The organism is Pseudomonas sp. FSL R10-2964, from assembly GCF_009600035.1.
Lineage (GTDB): Bacteria > Pseudomonadota > Gammaproteobacteria > Pseudomonadales > Pseudomonadaceae > Aquipseudomonas > Aquipseudomonas bubulae.
Genome location: NZ_WIWH01000027.1, coordinates 33140 through 48149 on the forward strand (window position 1 = coordinate 33140; position 15010 = coordinate 48149).

Sequence of the window (15010 nt, forward strand, 5' to 3'; positions counted from 1 at the left end):
TTGCAGCATGGACACACCGCTTCTAAAACTTGGCAGTGGCCTGTACCACCACGCCGATAATCCGGCAGTTTTCATCAAACAGGGTTTTCGGGTAGGTCGGATTGAGTGGCTTGAGGTAACGTTGCCCGCTTTCTTCGATCAACTGCCGGAAAGTCGTGGCATCGGATTCCGGCGTAAGAGCGATGACCATTTTGCCTGGCGTGGCCTCGATGTCCGGATCAACCAGAATCATCATCCCCTGCGCAATGCTGACCCCCACCGGGGCAGTCATTGCGTCTCCCGTGACCAGCAGCCAGAACGCAGCGCCCTTGGCGTAGTGATCACTCACTTCAAACAGCGTACCGGGCGGTGCATAACCGGGCAGCAGCTTTTCGCTGACGTGACCCGCCGCTACCCAGTCGCGCACCGGGTAGCGGAATGCCGATGTGATCTCGTAGGTGTATTCGTCAACCCCGGGCTTGTCGCCCGCCTCGTTGCGCTCACGAATCACCAGGGCGACCTCAAGGTGCTCCAGCCCAAGGGCGTGAAGTACGTTGTTCATCGTCGGCAAGTCGGGTTGACGGCGTTTATTGAGCCAATGGCCGACTCCGCCCTGGGAAGCCCCGACGCGTTCGGCTAGTTTTTCTTGCGTGAGTTTCAGCTCGCGCAATTTGGTTCTGACTAAAGCGATCCATTTATCCATCTGCCGAACAATACGGATTGAATTCGACGCAACAATACACGAATTGTATTATTTACTTATAAGACAAAAATACTTAATGTACTAATCTGCTTTAGCTGACTCGATCAACTCCTGAGACGCAGGTAAATCATGACTCCAATAACAAAAATCCCTTTCGAAACCGAGTCCGATGCCGGGCTTGAATCCATCAAGGACAGCATCGCGACCCAGCGTGCCCTCGACTATTATTTGAAACCTCCTGTTTCTCAACACGCTACGGGTAAGAAAATTTTCCAGGTCAGCGATGACGTGAGCCAGGAAGAAGCTCTGGTGCTGGCCTCGGATTACTTGCGCTGCGCAATTGCCAATGCGCAAAGCGCCAGCGAGCATCAGCAGGGCTCTCAACGGGATCTGCTGCTGAGCCTGCTGCTGCTTATGGAGCCATCCCGGCAATTGCTGGACAAGGCTATCGACATGCAACAACTGACTGCCCGCTGAAGTGAAAAGGCGCTGATTGCCTGCTGCGGGCACCAGCGCCCTGGCTATCACGCGTTCAGACGCTCCTGGGCGAGGCTGTCGGCAATGCGCGTGGTGTTCATGTCCTGCGCTTTAGCCCTTAGAAAGATCTGACGCAACGTCTCGCCAATGCCTTCAACGTGCTGGCGAACCTGCTCAGGCGTGCCACCGTTGTACTCGTAAGACACGTCAATAATGCCGCCCGCATTGATTGCGTAATCCGGTGCGTGCAAGCAACCCCGACGCCACAGTTCATCGGCATGGGAAGCCTTGGCCAATTGATTGTTGGCCGCACCGGCAATCACCGGTGCACGCAGTACCTGCAAGGTTTCATCGTTGATGATGGCACCCATGGCACAGGGCGAGAACACGTCGACATCGAGCCCGTAAATATCCAGTGCACTGACCGCATGGGCACCGAGTTCGTCGACAGCACGGCGCACATTGGCCTCCTGGATATCGTGAACCCACAGCTCGGCGCCCGCCTCCTTCAGGTGCCGGGCCAGGTTGTATCCCACCTGACCCAGCCCTTGAACGGCCACCCGCAGGCCCGTCAGGTCGTGGCGCCCCAAACGCTGCAACACTGCCTCACGCAGGCCAATAAAGACCCCTAGGGCGGTAGCCGGAGACGGGTCACCACTGCGCGTGCCACCGCCCAGTTGTTCGCGGGTGCCAGCACCCACCACGTGGCGGGTGCGCTGGCCCATGAGGGCCATTTCAGCAACCCCGGTGCCGGAATCCGCCGCCGTGATGTAGCGTCCGCCCATGCTCTCGACAAAACCGCCCATTGCCTGAAACAGCGCCTCGCTCTTGTCTTTGCGCGGGTCACCAATGATCACCGCCTTGCCGCCACCCAATGGCAACCCGGCCAGCGCCGACTTGTACGTCATGCCACGGGACAGGCGCAGCACATCGTTCAAGGCTTGCTGCTCGTCGGCATAGGGCCACATGCGGCAACCGCCCAGGGCTGGCCCCAGGCGCGTGTTGTGCACCGCAATAATGGCCTTGAGGCCCGTGGCCTTGTCATGACAGAACTGGACGTGTTCGTGGTGATCGAATTCGGGGTGGGTAAAAATCGGCATTGCGTTCTCTCTCTTGTTTTTAGCCAGAATGCGAGCCAGACCTTAAAGTCAGTCTGTGACCCGTGGCAAAAGAGTGAGGGTTTTACCTAGGATTTTTCTTTCTAAATTGCAGGAATTGTTCTGCTAATCTGCATGCATCATTCAAAAACAATAAGAAAACAGATCAATTCATGCAGATAAAGTTAAGCGCCATCGACCGCAAGATCCTTCGCCTGCTTCAGCACAATGCCGACCTGTCTGCCGCCGAGGTGGCGGAACGCGTGGAATTGTCGCAATCACCCTGCTGGCGGCGTATCCACCGTCTGCAAGAGGAAGGGCTGATCGAGCGCAAGGTCGCCCTGCTCAACCCGAAAAAACTCGGTCTCAATGTAGTGGTGTTCGTCAATGTGCGGCTGTCGGGCCACGGCCGTCGCCATCTGACCGAGTTTGAAGAGGCGATTACCGATTACCCCGAAGTGATCGAGTGCTACACCATGGCCGGGGACATGGACTACCTGCTCAAGGTGGTCACCCACGATATCGACAGCTACGAACGTTTTTTGCGCGATCACTTGCTGCAGAAACCACACGTACAGGAAGCCCACTCCAATATCGCCATGAGTGAGGTCAAACGCACCACGGAACTGTTACTCGATTAGGTCTGCAGGCCGCTGGATAGAGCATTGGGCCGGGGAGCGAAAAATTAATTTCGGAAAAGCGCGGGAAATAGCTTGATTTGCAAATGATAATGATAATGATTATTATTGCATGCAGCTGGTCGCGAGATCAGTCGATAATTCAAGGGACCTTAGGTCGGTCTTTTGAATTACCTCCTCATCAGGCTAATCACGGTTATTTGACCCGGCTTCTGGCCGGGTCTTTTTTTTGCGGCCAGTTATCTGGCTCTGCGTGCTTCAGGCTAATGAAGTCTGGTGTGCAGCCATTTTCTTGGGTGGCCGTCACGATAGGGTGATGATAGCAAAAGAACATCGAGAAACGGAAGCCTGAAGTCTAGGACTATAGCCGTAATGGCAATCTAGCACTTGAGAATCAATCGCAAAAACCCTACAATTGCGATGCGTCAAGGATGACGCCCCCTTCGCTATTTCCTTCTTCCTCCCGCCTAAAATTCTGTATTGGCCTATCGCCATAGCACGGTACAGTAACGTCCACAATTATCAGATTTCGGGATTTGGACGATGACCGTGGCGCCCTCTTCACTTCATATCAGCAGCGACTTCGACAGCGGCAATATCCAGGTGCTGGATACCAGCAACCCGTTGCAGGTAAAACTTGCCATCAAGCCGGACACCAAGAGCCCGCATTTTCAGTGGTTCCATTTCAAGGTCGATGGCCTGACACCCGGTCACACCCACCATTTCCAATTGAGCAACGCCAGCCAGTCTTCCTACAATAAAGCGTGGGATGGCTACCAGGCAGTGGCGTCTTACGATCAGGAAAACTGGTTCAGGGTACCGAGCGATTTCGACGGCACATCCCTGAATATTCATTTTGCAGCCGAGCAACCTCAGGCCTGGTTTGCCTACTTCGAACCCTACAGCCGCGCACGTCATGATCAGTTGATCAAAAATGCCCTGCAGTGGTCAGGTTGCGAGCTGCTGGCCACCGGCAAGAGCGTTGAAGGTCGCGACATCCAGTTGTTGCGCAAAGGTAGCGGCGCCAGCCACAAGCGCAAGATCTGGATCATCGCCCAGCAACATCCCGGCGAACATATGGCCGAATGGTTTATGGAAGGCCTGTTGGAGCGTCTGGAGCAAGGCAGCGACCCGCAAATGCGCAAGCTGCTGGACTACGCCGATCTTTACCTGATTCCCAACATGAACCCTGATGGCGCCTTCCACGGGCACCTGCGGACCAATGCCAACGGTCAGGACCTGAACCGCGCCTGGCAAAACACCAGCCCGCAGGTCAGCCCCGAAGTGTTTTTTGCCCTGGAGCAGATGAGCCAGTACGGCGTCGATCTCTTCCTGGATATCCACGGCGACGAAGAAATCCCCTACGTGTTTACCGCAGGCTGCGAAGGTAACCCGGGCTACACCCAGCGCCTGGCAACTCTGGAAGAACGCTTTCGCACGCACCTCAGCGCCCTGACCAAAGATTTCCAGACCACCCACGGCTACACCCGCGACGAACCCGGGCAAGCCAATATGACCCTGGCCTGCAACAGCGTTGGCCAACGCTTCGACTGCCTGTCGCTGACCCTGGAGATGCCGTTCAAGGACAACAACGATGCGCCGGACCCGCAGACCGGCTGGGATGGCAAGCGTTCTAAGCAATTGGCCAAGGACGTGCTGACCACCCTTTCGACGATGGTCAGAGAGCTGCGTTAAAAGCTGCATAAGCAGTACCGGGCCCGACCAAGGGCCCTTTACCGCTGACTGGCCAGAGCCCAGGAGCATCACGTTTTGCGCTCATAACCCGCCGACAAATCCTCGGCCCCAAGCCGATAAATCGCTATCATGCGCGACACTTTTTGTCCTGCTTACGAGTCCCGACCCTGCATATGGATACCCTCGCTAAACTGCGCGCTGGCCAACTGGCGGGCCTCAAACGTCTTGATCTGTCGTGCGGGCTGACCGAGTTTCCGGCCGAGATATTCCAGTTGGCCGACACCCTGGAAATCCTCAACCTCAGCGGCAACGCCCTGAGCAGCCTGCCCGCTGACCTGCATCGCCTGACCCGGTTACGCATCCTGTTTTGCTCGGACAATCAATTCACCGAGCTGCCGGTTTGTCTTGGGCAGTGTGCGCAATTGAGCATGATTGGTTTCAAGGCCAACCGGATCGCCAACGTACCCGGTGCGGCACTGCCTCCTTTACTGCGCTGGCTGATCCTGACCGACAATTGCATCGAGCAACTGCCCGAAGAGCTGGGCCAGCGGCCACTGCTGCAAAAGCTGATGCTGGCCGGTAACCGCTTGCAGCAACTGCCCGCCAGTCTGGCCAAGTGCGAGCGCCTGGAGCTGATCCGTCTGGCTGCCAACCAGTTCAGCGAACTGCCCGACACCCTGCTGGCCTTGCCGGGCCTGAGCTGGCTGGCGTATGCCGGCAACCCGCTGCGTGAAGATGCCAGCACCCGGCACCAGCCCGACACCACGCCAAATATTGACTGGTCGCAGCTCGAGCTTGAGCAAAAGCTGGGCGAAGGCGCCTCCGGGATCATTTATCAGGCGCAGTGGCGCGCACCGGGGCAATCCCTGCAACCGGTGGCGGTCAAACTGTACAAGGGCAGCATCACCAGTGATGGCTCGCCGCTCAATGAAATGAATGCCTGCATCGCGACAGGCCAGCATCCAAACCTGATCAAGGTACTGGGCCGCGTCACGGGTCATCCCGACGATCAGGCCGCATTGGTGATGGAACTGATCGACCCGTCCTTTATCAATCTCGCGGCCCTGCCCAGCTTCGACACCTGTAGCCGCGACGTGTATGCCGACAGCACCCGTTTCACCCGCGACAGCGCCTTGCGCATTGCCCGCGGTATTGCCTCGGCGGCCGGCCACCTGCACGCGCAGGGCATCTGCCATGGCGACTTGTACGCGCACAATATTTTATTCAATGCCCGGGGTGACTGCCTGCTGGGCGATTTCGGTGCCGCGTGCTTCCATGCCCTGGACGACAGCCCGCAAAGCCGGGCGCTGCAACGCATCGAAGTGCGAGCGTTCGGGATTTTACTGGGCGAATTGCTGGAGCGGATCGACTCGGGCTTGAGCGATCAACAGCGCATTGAGCTGCAAGGGTTGCAACAGCGCTGTATTCAGCCAGAGGTACTGGCACGGCCGGGATTTGCCGAGGTTATACGGGCATTAGAGTAAGTCCTGTAGCAGCTGCCTTCGTTCCTCGGCAGCTGCTACGGGATAGGCTCGATGGCTTACGCCAACGCTACAAACATGTCCTGCACGTCGTCCTGCTCTTCCAGCTTGGCCAGAAACTCTTGTACTTCGGCCATCTGCTCGTCCGTCAAACCGCTTACCGGGTTCTTCGGCTGGTAGCCCAGCTTGGCTGAAACCACGGTAAAACCTTGCTCGGGCAATGCTTTCTGTACAGCGTCGAGGTCAGTCGGCTCGGTGATGAACAAGGTCGTGCCTTCTTCTTCGCCTTCTTCGAAATCCTGGGCACCGGCTTCAATCGCGGCCATTTCAGGGTCTGCGTCCGGGGTATCAGGCTTGGCCTCGATCATGCCGACATGATTGAAGTCCCACGCCACCGAACCCGAAGCGCCCAGTTGGCCCTTGCGGAAGGCCACGCGGATTTCAGCGACGGTACGGTTGATGTTGTCCGTCAGGCACTCAATGATCAGCGGCACCTGGTGGGGAGCGAAACCCTCGTAGGTAACGCGGTGGTATTGCACGGCCTCGGTGCCGATACCGGCGCCCTTGTTGATCGCGCGCTTGATGGTGTCAGCCGGCATCGAGGCTTTTTTGGCCTGCTCATAGACCAGACGCAAGTGCGAGTTCATGTCCGGGTCGGCGCCGTTGCGCGCAGCAACCGTCAATTCCTTGGCCAGCTTGCCAAAAATCTTGCCGCGGCTGTTGGCGGCGTCCGCTTTATGTTTAACCTTCCACTGTGCGCCCATTACTCACTCTCTCAATCTGGTGTGTCGCAGCCTGTCGGCCGTCGAATGGGCGCAAGTTTATACGGCAAGAAGTCGGCAATCGACCAAAAAATCCAATTGATACCTGCTTAACCCTTGTCAGCCTTGCCCGCCGCCGCGGCAAATCTGGCCAGGCGCACATCCAGATGCCGAGGCCGGCGGCCATGATCTTCGGCCCGTTCCTTGCGCCGAATGGCGTTGCGCACCATCAGCGACCCCAGGTAACGAATGGGTTCGGGCGGGAAAAACCCCAACGGTCCGTTGACCAGCGGCGAGCGGGTCCAGTCATTGGCCAGCCCCAACACCAGCGAGGTGAGAATCTGCCCGCCCATATGGCAAGGCCCCACGCCGCTGCCTGAATAACCAAAGCCATAAAACACATTGCCGTGGCTGCTCATCTGACCAAAAAACGGCAAACCGGTGACAGAGCGGTCTGAAGGACCATTCCATGTCGCCTCGATCCCAACCCCGGCAAACGCCGGAAAGAACTGCTCCAGGCTTTTGCCCAGCAGCCCGGCGTAGGGCGACGGCTGATCGAACACAGGCAGCATGCGCCCACCGTAGGAAAAGGTATTGCCACCCTTGCCCAACATGATTCGTCCGTCCGGGGTGTTGTGGTAGTAGTGCACGAATATTCTCGAATCGAGCACGGTGACACCACTGGTCAGGCCGATGTCCTGCAGCAGGTCCGGGCGCGGTTCCGTGATCAGCATATCGCTGGAGACAATCGCCACACTGCGCTCGAACTGCGGGAATGCCCGGGCCATCCAGGCATTCATCGCGAGCACCACGCGGTCAGCACGAATGCTTCCGCCAGGCGTGCGGATCAGCGCCGGCGCCCCCTCTTCCAGCCCGGTCATTGGCGTGTTTTCGTGGATTTTAACCCCCAGCTGCAAGGCCACCCGACGCAAACCACGCACCAGTTTGCCAGGCTGTACGCTGGCAGCAGCGGGAGAAAACCAGCCCTCCAGATGCTGGGCAGAACCGGCCCGGCGCTGCACGTCATCAACCGCCAGCTTGCTGAACGAGTTGATGGCCTGGCGCTCCAGCGCAGCAATCACGCCATCCGTCGATCCGATCTGGGCCTGATTGGTCGCGGTGTATAACGTGCCATCGAGGCGGTAATCAGCCTCCACACCATAGCGCTCACAAAATGCACCGATTGCGTAAATGCTCTGTTCCGAGGCTTTGACCAGCCGCACGGCCTCCTCCACCCCGAACAACCGCTCAAGGGTGAAGTAAGCGCACAGCCACCGTTGCGCCCGCTGGCACCTGCGCCGCATATATCGGCTTCAATCAGCACTACATCCAGTTCAGGGCTTTGCTCCTTGAGCATGATCGCCGTCCATAACCCGGTATAACCGCCCCCCACAATGCACACCTGGGCACGGGTTTCACCCGCCAGCGCCTCGCAGGGTGCTTCATTTTCCAGGGCCAGTGCCTGTTCCAGCCAAAAAGGTCGCATGGGTCATTCTCCTGCTCAGGTGCGTAAAGGCTTGATCAGCAATGGATGATTGGGCACAAACGGGCACGCGGCTTTGAGCCCCGCAGGTCGGCTGTTCCAGTGCGGAATCAGCACCAGCGAGGAAAACAGCGCGCAGCAGGCAAATACGATAAACACCGTGACCGTGTCGAAATAACCGGGCAGCAGGCCGCCCAGAATCGCCCCGACCGAGCCGCAGCCATTGACGAACCCCGCCGCCGTGGCTCCGGCCTTGGCGGTGCCGAAATCAATGGCTGCAGCGCCGCTGATCATGGAGTCAGGCCCATACAGAGTCAGGCCCATGACAAACAGCAAGGCCACCACCAGCACCACGCTGCCGGAATGCAGTGCACCCATGAAAAACGCCAGGGAAACGGTCAGCGCCAACAGGCTCAAAATGCAGGCGGGCATGCGCCGGGCACCGAACAGCTTGTCGGAGGCCAGGCCGATCATGATCGGCCCCAGCAAACCCGCCAACTCAAAGGCCGTAGGAATAATCGCGGCGCCGACCTTGCCCACTTGCGGCATTTGCTCGAACACAATCACCGGCCCCCACAGCAGAATCGCGTAGCGTGCCGGCTTGAGCATGAAGTACGCCAGACCCAGGGTCAGCACCGTGCGATTGCGCATGATCTCGCGCAAGGGTGCCCAAACGCTGATGCGCTTTTCGGCAGCGATTTCATCGGCGCTCATTGGCGGCTCGGGCTCAACCGCCGGCAGGCCGACATCTTGCGGCGTATTGCGCTGGAAGAAAAAGAACAGTACCGCCACCAGCGCCACCACCGCCGCGCTGGAAATAAATGCCGCGTGCCAACTGCCGATCAGCGTATAGGCCCACCACCCGGCAAAGGGTGAAGCTACCAACCCGCCAAAGGCATAACAGGAACTCCACAGCCCCAGCACCCGCCCACGTTGCTGGGCGGGGAAAAAGCTGCCGATGTTTTTGCACAGCCCCGACCAGCCGGTGGATTGCGCCAGGCCCTGAACCAGCATGCAGGTGGCAAAGATCGGCAAGGTGGCGTAAGTGCCCATCACCAACGCCGCCAGTGCAGAGATGATCAAGCCGCCCAGCACCACAACCCGTGGGCCGAAGCGATCGGCGAGGATGCCCCAGGTAAATTGCCCTACGGCGTAGGCTGCCAGATAGATGGCATCGAGGTTGGCCATTGCCATCTTGTCCAGATGAAAGCCGGGGTCATCAGCAATCCCCAGTTTGGCCACGGAAAAGGCTTTGCGAGTGAAGTAAAAGGCCGCGTAGGCCAGCCAGGTGATGGCAAAAATCTGCACGCGCCAGCGCTTGATGGTGGCAAAGGAGTTGTTCATGTCGGGTCTGACCTCAGAGGTGGAATGTGCCGGCAGAATCAGAAGAGAACGCCTGTTTTTTTATTGTGTTGAGCACTTCAATACCGCCCTTCAGACAAGAGCCGTATTTGACAGACACACCCTGAACGGCCCGTTTTTTGTTGGAGTTAGGGGCTGCACATCAGTGTGTCGCGACCCACCGTTATCGAGGACATAACGCCGGGCTGAGGTCGATCAAAGCAATTACTGACTAATAGGTAAAATCGATTTATCGTATTTCACTCATAAGCTCAGCTTGTAAGAGGTTTTTCAATGTCAGTTTCCCATGCGCAGTTGAAGGCCTTTCATGCCGTCGCCGTTCACGGCAGTTTCACGCGGGCTGCCGAACGTCTGTTTTTAAGCCAGCCGGCCATCTCCGATCAGGTCAGAAAACTTGAAGAACGCTTCGGGGTGTTGCTGTTCCACCGCAACAAGCGCTCGGTGCGCCTTACCGACCTGGGTGAGCGGTTGCTGAGCATCACCCAACGCCTGTTCGGGGTACAGGCCGAGGCCCAGGAGTTACTGCAGGACTCCCAGGCCCTGCAAACCGGCAGCCTGATCCTGGCGGTGGACGCCCCTGTTCATGTGTTGCCGCAAATCGCCCGCTTTTGCCAGCGCTACCCCGGGATCACGGTAAAAATCGAAACAGGCAACACCGACGAATGTCTGGCGCGGCTGTTCAACTACCAGGCAGACCTGGCCCTGCTGGGGCGCGATGTGAATGATGACCGGCTGCTGAGCGTGCCCTTGCGCAGCGACCCGATGGTGGCGTTTGTAGCACGCACGCACTCTTGGGCAAGCCGCCGTTCGATCTGCCTGGCCGACCTGGATGACACACCGCTGGTATTGCGCGAAGTCGGTTCGGTAACCCGGCAAACCCTGGAAGAAGAAATGAGCCAGGCCGGCCTGCGTATCCGCGCCGCGATCCAGGTAGAGGGTCGTGAAGCGGCGCGTGAAGCAGTGGTGGTCGGGATTGGGGTGGGGGTGGTGTCGGCGGCGGAGTTTGGCTCGGACTCCCGGGTGTGCGCCCTGCCCATCATCGACTGCAAAAGGCGCCTGACCGAAACCCTGGTGTGCCTGCAGGAGCAGAGCTCACGGCGGGTAGTGGCAACGTTTCTGGAGATTGTGCGGGCAGACCTGTAACACACCATTCGTAGCAGCTGCTACGCGTGTTATTCCCGCACAAATCACACCGCCAGCTCCATAAACGCCTTGATCAACCGCAACTCGGCCCGCCGTTCCATGCAGCCGAGCATATGCAGATTGACCAGCCCCGCGCCGTTGATCGGTACCGCACGCACGCGGGGGTCATGACTGACTTCCACCGACGACACAATGCCCACACCCAACTGCGCAGCGACGGCTTCGGTCACCGCCTCCCGGCTGTCCAGTTCCAGTAATACCCGTGGATTGACTCCAGCCTGCTCACAGGCATTGTCGAAAGTGCGACGGGTAATCGAGGTTGGTTCACGCAGCACCATGATCACCTGATCCAGTTGCCCGATCGCGATGCCATCAGGCAAGGCCAGCCACGGGTGGTTGGCGGGAACCAGCGCACAAATCCGTGACTCGTTAAGCGCACGCAAGGTCAGGCCCTTGCGCGGCTCCACTTCGGTCAGCACCGCCACATCGGCATGCTCCGACAGCAACGCCGCCAGGGTTTCCTGAGCGTTGCCCAGGCGCAAATTCACGGTAACCCCCGGATAACGTGCGCGCAGGCTTGCCAGCATCGGCATCACCAGATGCGGACCATCGGCCGCCACCTCAAGTCGCCCGGTAAGCAACTGGCGGTTGGCCTCCAGCATGACCTGCGCTTCATCCACCAAACCGAACATGGCCCGGGTGATGGCCGCCAGCTTGATGCCTTCTTCAGTCAACTCCACCCGCCGCGCCGTACGCCGCAGCAAGGTGATCTGGTAGTGCTCCTCAAGCGCCTTGATATGCCCGGTCACCGCCGGCTGGCTGATAAACAGCCGGGCCGCAGCCCGGGTAAAACTGCCCTCGCGGGCCACGGCATCAAACGCACGGAGCTGGAATAAATTCATTTATAAGTCTCACTGATGGCAGGCATAACAACAAACAATTTGATTGATATCAACACAAACTGCAATTTATGTCCTGTACCAAGTAGCCATCCCATGCTTGTGAGGAATTCAGAATGAGTACTGCCGCGCCGATCCTGCTGACCCCTGGCCCACTGACCACCTCGGCGCGTACCCGCCAGGCGATGATGGTTGACTGGGGCTCATGGGATGACAGCTTCAACCAGCTGACTGCCAGCCTGTGCCAGCAACTGCTGGCCATTATCAACGGCGCCGACAGCCATCACTGCGTGCCCCTGCAAGGCAGCGGCACCTTTGCCGTCGAAGCCGCCATCGGCACCCTGGTACCCCGGGATGGCAATGTACTGGTGCTGATCAACGGTGCGTACGGCAAACGCCTGGCGAAAATCTGCGAAGTGCTGGACCGTCGCTACAGCACCTTTGAAACCGCTGAAGACGAGCCCACCACGGCGGCAGACGTCGACCGCCTGCTGCATGCAGACCCGAGCATCACCCACGTGGCGTTGATCCACTGCGAAACCAGCACCGGCATCCTTAACCCGCTGCCCGACATTGCCGCAGTGATCGCTCAGCACGGCAAACGCCTGATCATCGATGCCATGAGTTCCTTCGGTGCCCTGCCGATCGATGCCCGGCAAGTCCCTTTTGATGCATTGATCGCTGCCTCCGGCAAATGCCTCGAAGGTGTGCCCGGCATGGGCTTTGTATTCGCCCGCAAAGAAGCCCTGGGCAATGCCGCCGGTAACAGCCATTCACTGGCAATGGACCTGCACGATCAGCACGTTTACATGAGCAAAACCGGACAATGGCGCTTTACCCCGCCGACCCATGTGGTAGCCGCCCTGCACGAGGCACTGCTGCAATACAACGAAGAAGGCGGCTTGCCTGCCCGCCATCAGCGTTACGCCAACAACTGCCAGGCCCTGCTCGACGGCATGGCCAAACTGGGCATTAGCAGTTTTCTGCCCGAGGCTATCCAGGCGCCGATTATCGTCACCTTCCATGCGCCAAAAGACCCCCGCTATCAGTTCAAGGAGTTCTACGAGCGGGTCAAGGCCAAGGGTTTCATCCTGTATCCGGGCAAATTGACCCAGGTTGAGACTTTTCGTGTGGGCTGCATCGGCCACGTCAATCAGGCCGAGATGCAGGCAGCCGTAGACGCCATAGGCCAGGTGCTGCAGGAAATGGAAGTCTTCGATATTTGATGGTGCAGGAACAGGCTAGAACAACCCTATTTACTTCGTGCGGCACAGCCCGCTCTTACAGGATTAACAGACATGAACTACACCAACCCGAGCAAGCTGCAAGCCGCCATCCTCGACTGGGCCGGCACCGTGGTCGATTTCGGCTCGTTCGCCCCAACCCAGATTTTTGTCGAAGCCTTTGCCGAGTTTGACGTGCAGGTGTCCATCGAAGAAGCTCGCGGGCCGATGGGCATGGGCAAGTGGGACCACATTCGTACCCTGTGTGATCAGCCGCAGATAACCGAGCGCTATAAAAAAGTGTTTGGCCGTGCACCGACCGACGATGACGTCACCGCGATTTATGAGCGCTTTATGCCGCTGCAGATCGAAAAGATCGCCGAGCATTCGGCCCTGATTCCCGGCGCACTGGACACCATTGCCCAACTGCGTGAGCAAGGTATCAAGATCGGTTCCTGCTCGGGCTACCCCGCGCAGGTCATGGCCAAAGTGGTTGAACTGGCCGCCACCAATGGCTATGTGGCCGACCACGTCGTGGCCACCGATGAAGTCCCTAACGGTCGCCCCTGGCCGGCCCAGGCACTGGCCAACGTGATCGCGCTGGGTATTGATGATGTGGGTGCCTGCGTCAAGATCGACGACACCGTACCGGGCATTCTTGAAGGTCGCCGCGCCGGCATGTGGACCGTGGCGCTGGTGTGCTCGGGCAACGCCCTGGGCCTGACCTGGGAACAATACAAGGCACTGGCCCCGGCAACCCTGGACAGCGAACGCAACCGCATTCACGCCCTGTTCGCCGGCTCTCGTCCCCACTATCTGATCGACACCATCAGCGACCTGCCCGCAGTGATTAGCGATATCAACCAGCGCCTGGCCAAGGGCGAGATGCCACAGAGCAGCTGATAGCTGCAGGTTGATAGCTGCAAGCTGCAAGCTGCAAGTTTCTGACTTGCGGCTTGCGACTGCTGTAGTCCTAGCGCTCTACCCACCCGGCAAACTGATCGATAAATTTCTGCAAAAACGGTCGGGTTTTATCCGACAGTTTACCGGATGCATCAAACGCATCACCGGCTCCTCCCAGATAGGCCTCAGGCTGCTGCATGCACGGCACATCGAGAAACACCAGCGACTGGCGCAAGTGATGGTTAGCCCCAAAGCCACCAATGGCCCCAGGCGAAACGCTGATCACCGCGCCCGGCTTGCCACTGAACACACTCTGCCCATAGGGTCGCGAACCGACATCAATGGCGTTTTTCAACACCCCTGGCACCGAGCGGTTGTACTCGGGGGTCACAAACAGGATGGCATCGGCCGGGCGGATCTGATCGCGAAAAACCGTGTATGGCGCAGGTGGCGACGCACCATCAATGTCTTCGTTGTAAAGCGCCAGCTCACCGATTTCGACAATAAACAGTTTCAGGCTTGGCGGAGCCAGCTCTGCCAGAGCCTGAGCCACTTTTCGATTGAGGGAATCCTTCCTCAAACTGCCAACCAACACTGCAACGCTGTAGACCTTGCTCATGGAAAACCCCGAGTCAGTAGCTGTAGGAAGAGTAGTTATAGATGATCGGACGGCTTTCTTGCACCCCAGTTCACCCTATCGGCCTGCAAGCCTGTAAAGTAGGGGGACTATTTTTTTCACATGGTTAAACTTCCCCTGCTGAACAACGGTCTACAGAACCGCAAATTGGGTGTTTATCTCCAGAGGTTCTCTACAAATGGCGGCAGTTCTCGTTGGACAATTTCATGCAAGAGATGCGGAAGGTCGCGTCTATTCCGTGCATGAGTTTGAAGATTCACAAGCAACCGGCGATCAACCCGTAATGACCTACAAACTGGCCATTGGCGATCGTGTCAAAAAGAACGATGACAACAACTTCGAGCTGGTGCAGTCGGGTGTCATCCTGGTTCGCGACCCGTCGCCCGTCGTCGCAGCCTGACCTGCCACTCAGGGCGTACAGGTTGAAGTCAAAGGATGAGAGACGGATCAGGCTTCGCAACGCTGAAACCTCATCTGCCGGGCACTGGTGTCCGGCCTCATGATTACGATCCTTTTTGACGACAACAGA

General features: G+C 58.3%; 14 protein-coding genes and 1 pseudogene. 8 read left to right on the forward strand and 7 right to left on the reverse strand.

From position 1 onward, the window contains the following. Window positions 1–22 precede the first annotated feature (22 nt). A complete protein-coding gene (locus GHN92_RS16000) occupies window positions 23–682 on the reverse strand; it encodes a LexA family transcriptional regulator (protein ID WP_095001681.1) in 660 nt (219 codons plus the stop codon). 129 nt (window positions 683–811) lie between these two features. On the opposite strand from GHN92_RS16000, the gene GHN92_RS16005 reads away from it, so the two are divergent. Next, the gene (locus GHN92_RS16005; RefSeq protein WP_095001682.1) at window positions 812–1159 is read left to right on the forward strand and encodes a DUF6124 family protein; all 348 of its coding nucleotides are present in this window, start codon (window positions 812–814) and stop codon (window positions 1157–1159) included. A 47-nt stretch (window positions 1160–1206) separates the two neighbouring features. Here GHN92_RS16005 and GHN92_RS16010 read toward each other — a convergent pair whose 3' ends face one another. Next, window positions 1207–2259: a Glu/Leu/Phe/Val dehydrogenase dimerization domain-containing protein gene (locus GHN92_RS16010; RefSeq protein ID WP_095020896.1), complete on the reverse strand. Its 1053-nt coding sequence runs from the start codon at window positions 2257–2259 to the stop codon at window positions 1207–1209. Window positions 2260–2429: 170 nt separating this feature from the next. Here GHN92_RS16010 and GHN92_RS16015 point away from each other — a divergent pair, with 170 nt between their 5' ends. The 3 genes from GHN92_RS16015 (at window position 2430) to GHN92_RS16025 (ending at window position 6073) form a co-directional block, all read left to right on the forward strand. Further along, window positions 2430–2897 carry an Lrp/AsnC family transcriptional regulator gene (locus GHN92_RS16015; protein WP_095001684.1) on the forward strand — a complete coding sequence of 156 codons (468 nt, stop codon included), beginning with the start codon at window positions 2430–2432 and terminating at the stop codon, window positions 2895–2897. Between the two features lie 540 nt (window positions 2898–3437). Beyond that, window positions 3438–4589 (forward strand): M14-type cytosolic carboxypeptidase, encoded by a 1152-nt coding sequence (locus tag GHN92_RS16020; protein WP_095001685.1) that lies wholly within the window; start codon window positions 3438–3440, stop codon window positions 4587–4589. Window positions 4590–4762: 173 nt separating this feature from the next. Next, entirely contained in the window at window positions 4763–6073 is a 1311-nt protein-coding gene (locus GHN92_RS16025; protein WP_133144183.1) for a protein kinase, read from the forward strand. Between the two features lie 56 nt (window positions 6074–6129). On the opposite strand, the gene GHN92_RS16030 is transcribed toward GHN92_RS16025, so the two are convergent. The 3 genes and pseudogenes from GHN92_RS16030 to GHN92_RS16040 form a co-directional block, all read right to left on the reverse strand. After that, entirely contained in the window at window positions 6130–6834 is a 705-nt protein-coding gene (locus GHN92_RS16030; RefSeq protein WP_016782338.1) for a YebC/PmpR family DNA-binding transcriptional regulator, read from the reverse strand. Window positions 6835–6941: 107 nt separating this feature from the next. Continuing rightward, window positions 6942–8317 (reverse strand): annotated as a pseudogene (locus GHN92_RS16035) (FAD-dependent oxidoreductase). Between the two features lie 15 nt (window positions 8318–8332). Then, window positions 8333–9658, reverse strand: coding sequence for an MFS transporter (locus tag GHN92_RS16040; RefSeq protein WP_095020900.1), 1326 nt, complete (start codon window positions 9656–9658; stop codon window positions 8333–8335). Window positions 9659–9949: 291 nt separating this feature from the next. Here GHN92_RS16040 and GHN92_RS16045 point away from each other — a divergent pair, with 291 nt between their 5' ends. Next, window positions 9950–10819: a LysR substrate-binding domain-containing protein gene (locus GHN92_RS16045; protein WP_133144185.1), complete on the forward strand. Its 870-nt coding sequence runs from the start codon at window positions 9950–9952 to the stop codon at window positions 10817–10819. 44 nt (window positions 10820–10863) lie between these two features. On the opposite strand, the gene GHN92_RS16050 is transcribed toward GHN92_RS16045, so the two are convergent. Then, window positions 10864–11721 carry a LysR substrate-binding domain-containing protein gene (locus GHN92_RS16050; protein WP_133144186.1) on the reverse strand — a complete coding sequence of 286 codons (858 nt, stop codon included), beginning with the start codon at window positions 11719–11721 and terminating at the stop codon, window positions 10864–10866. 113 nt (window positions 11722–11834) lie between these two features. Between GHN92_RS16050 and GHN92_RS16055 the strand changes: the two genes are divergently transcribed. Continuing rightward, the gene (locus GHN92_RS16055; protein WP_095001691.1) at window positions 11835–12944 is read left to right on the forward strand and encodes a 2-aminoethylphosphonate--pyruvate transaminase; all 1110 of its coding nucleotides are present in this window, start codon (window positions 11835–11837) and stop codon (window positions 12942–12944) included. A gap of 72 nt (window positions 12945–13016) precedes the next feature. Further along, window positions 13017–13844: a phosphonoacetaldehyde hydrolase gene (gene phnX / locus GHN92_RS16060; protein WP_095001692.1), complete on the forward strand. Its 828-nt coding sequence runs from the start codon at window positions 13017–13019 to the stop codon at window positions 13842–13844. Between the two features lie 70 nt (window positions 13845–13914). Here the strand turns inward: phnX and GHN92_RS16065 are convergent, their stop codons facing one another. After that, entirely contained in the window at window positions 13915–14463 is a 549-nt protein-coding gene (locus GHN92_RS16065; RefSeq protein ID WP_095001693.1) for an NADPH-dependent FMN reductase, read from the reverse strand. A gap of 196 nt (window positions 14464–14659) precedes the next feature. Here GHN92_RS16065 and GHN92_RS16070 point away from each other — a divergent pair, with 196 nt between their 5' ends. After that, on the forward strand, window positions 14660–14881 hold the full coding sequence (locus tag GHN92_RS16070; RefSeq protein ID WP_095001694.1) for a hypothetical protein: 222 nt from the start codon (window positions 14660–14662) through the stop codon (window positions 14879–14881). The last annotated feature ends 129 nt before the right edge of the window (window positions 14882–15010 follow it).

Bases quoted from the DNA above. Each gene is read 5' to 3' on its own strand.
- GHN92_RS16000 (WP_095001681.1), bottom strand. From the start codon at position 682: ATGGATAAATGGATCGCTTTAGTCAGAACCAAATTGCGCGAGCTGAAA.
- GHN92_RS16005 (WP_095001682.1), top strand. From the start codon at position 812: ATGACTCCAATAACAAAAATCCCTTTCGAAACCGAGTCCGATGCCGGG.
- GHN92_RS16010 (WP_095020896.1), bottom strand. From the start codon at position 2,259: ATGCCGATTTTTACCCACCCCGAATTCGATCACCACGAACACGTCCAG.
- GHN92_RS16015 (WP_095001684.1), top strand. From the start codon at position 2,430: ATGCAGATAAAGTTAAGCGCCATCGACCGCAAGATCCTTCGCCTGCTT.
- GHN92_RS16020 (WP_095001685.1), top strand. From the start codon at position 3,438: ATGACCGTGGCGCCCTCTTCACTTCATATCAGCAGCGACTTCGACAGC.
- GHN92_RS16025 (WP_133144183.1), top strand. From the start codon at position 4,763: ATGGATACCCTCGCTAAACTGCGCGCTGGCCAACTGGCGGGCCTCAAA.
- GHN92_RS16030 (WP_016782338.1), bottom strand. From the start codon at position 6,834: ATGGGCGCACAGTGGAAGGTTAAACATAAAGCGGACGCCGCCAACAGC.
- GHN92_RS16040 (WP_095020900.1), bottom strand. From the start codon at position 9,658: ATGAACAACTCCTTTGCCACCATCAAGCGCTGGCGCGTGCAGATTTTT.
- GHN92_RS16045 (WP_133144185.1), top strand. From the start codon at position 9,950: ATGTCAGTTTCCCATGCGCAGTTGAAGGCCTTTCATGCCGTCGCCGTT.
- GHN92_RS16050 (WP_133144186.1), bottom strand. From the start codon at position 11,721: ATGAATTTATTCCAGCTCCGTGCGTTTGATGCCGTGGCCCGCGAGGGC.
- GHN92_RS16055 (WP_095001691.1), top strand. From the start codon at position 11,835: ATGAGTACTGCCGCGCCGATCCTGCTGACCCCTGGCCCACTGACCACC.
- phnX (WP_095001692.1), top strand. From the start codon at position 13,017: ATGAACTACACCAACCCGAGCAAGCTGCAAGCCGCCATCCTCGACTGG.
- GHN92_RS16065 (WP_095001693.1), bottom strand. From the start codon at position 14,463: ATGAGCAAGGTCTACAGCGTTGCAGTGTTGGTTGGCAGTTTGAGGAAG.
- GHN92_RS16070 (WP_095001694.1), top strand. From the start codon at position 14,660: ATGGCGGCAGTTCTCGTTGGACAATTTCATGCAAGAGATGCGGAAGGT.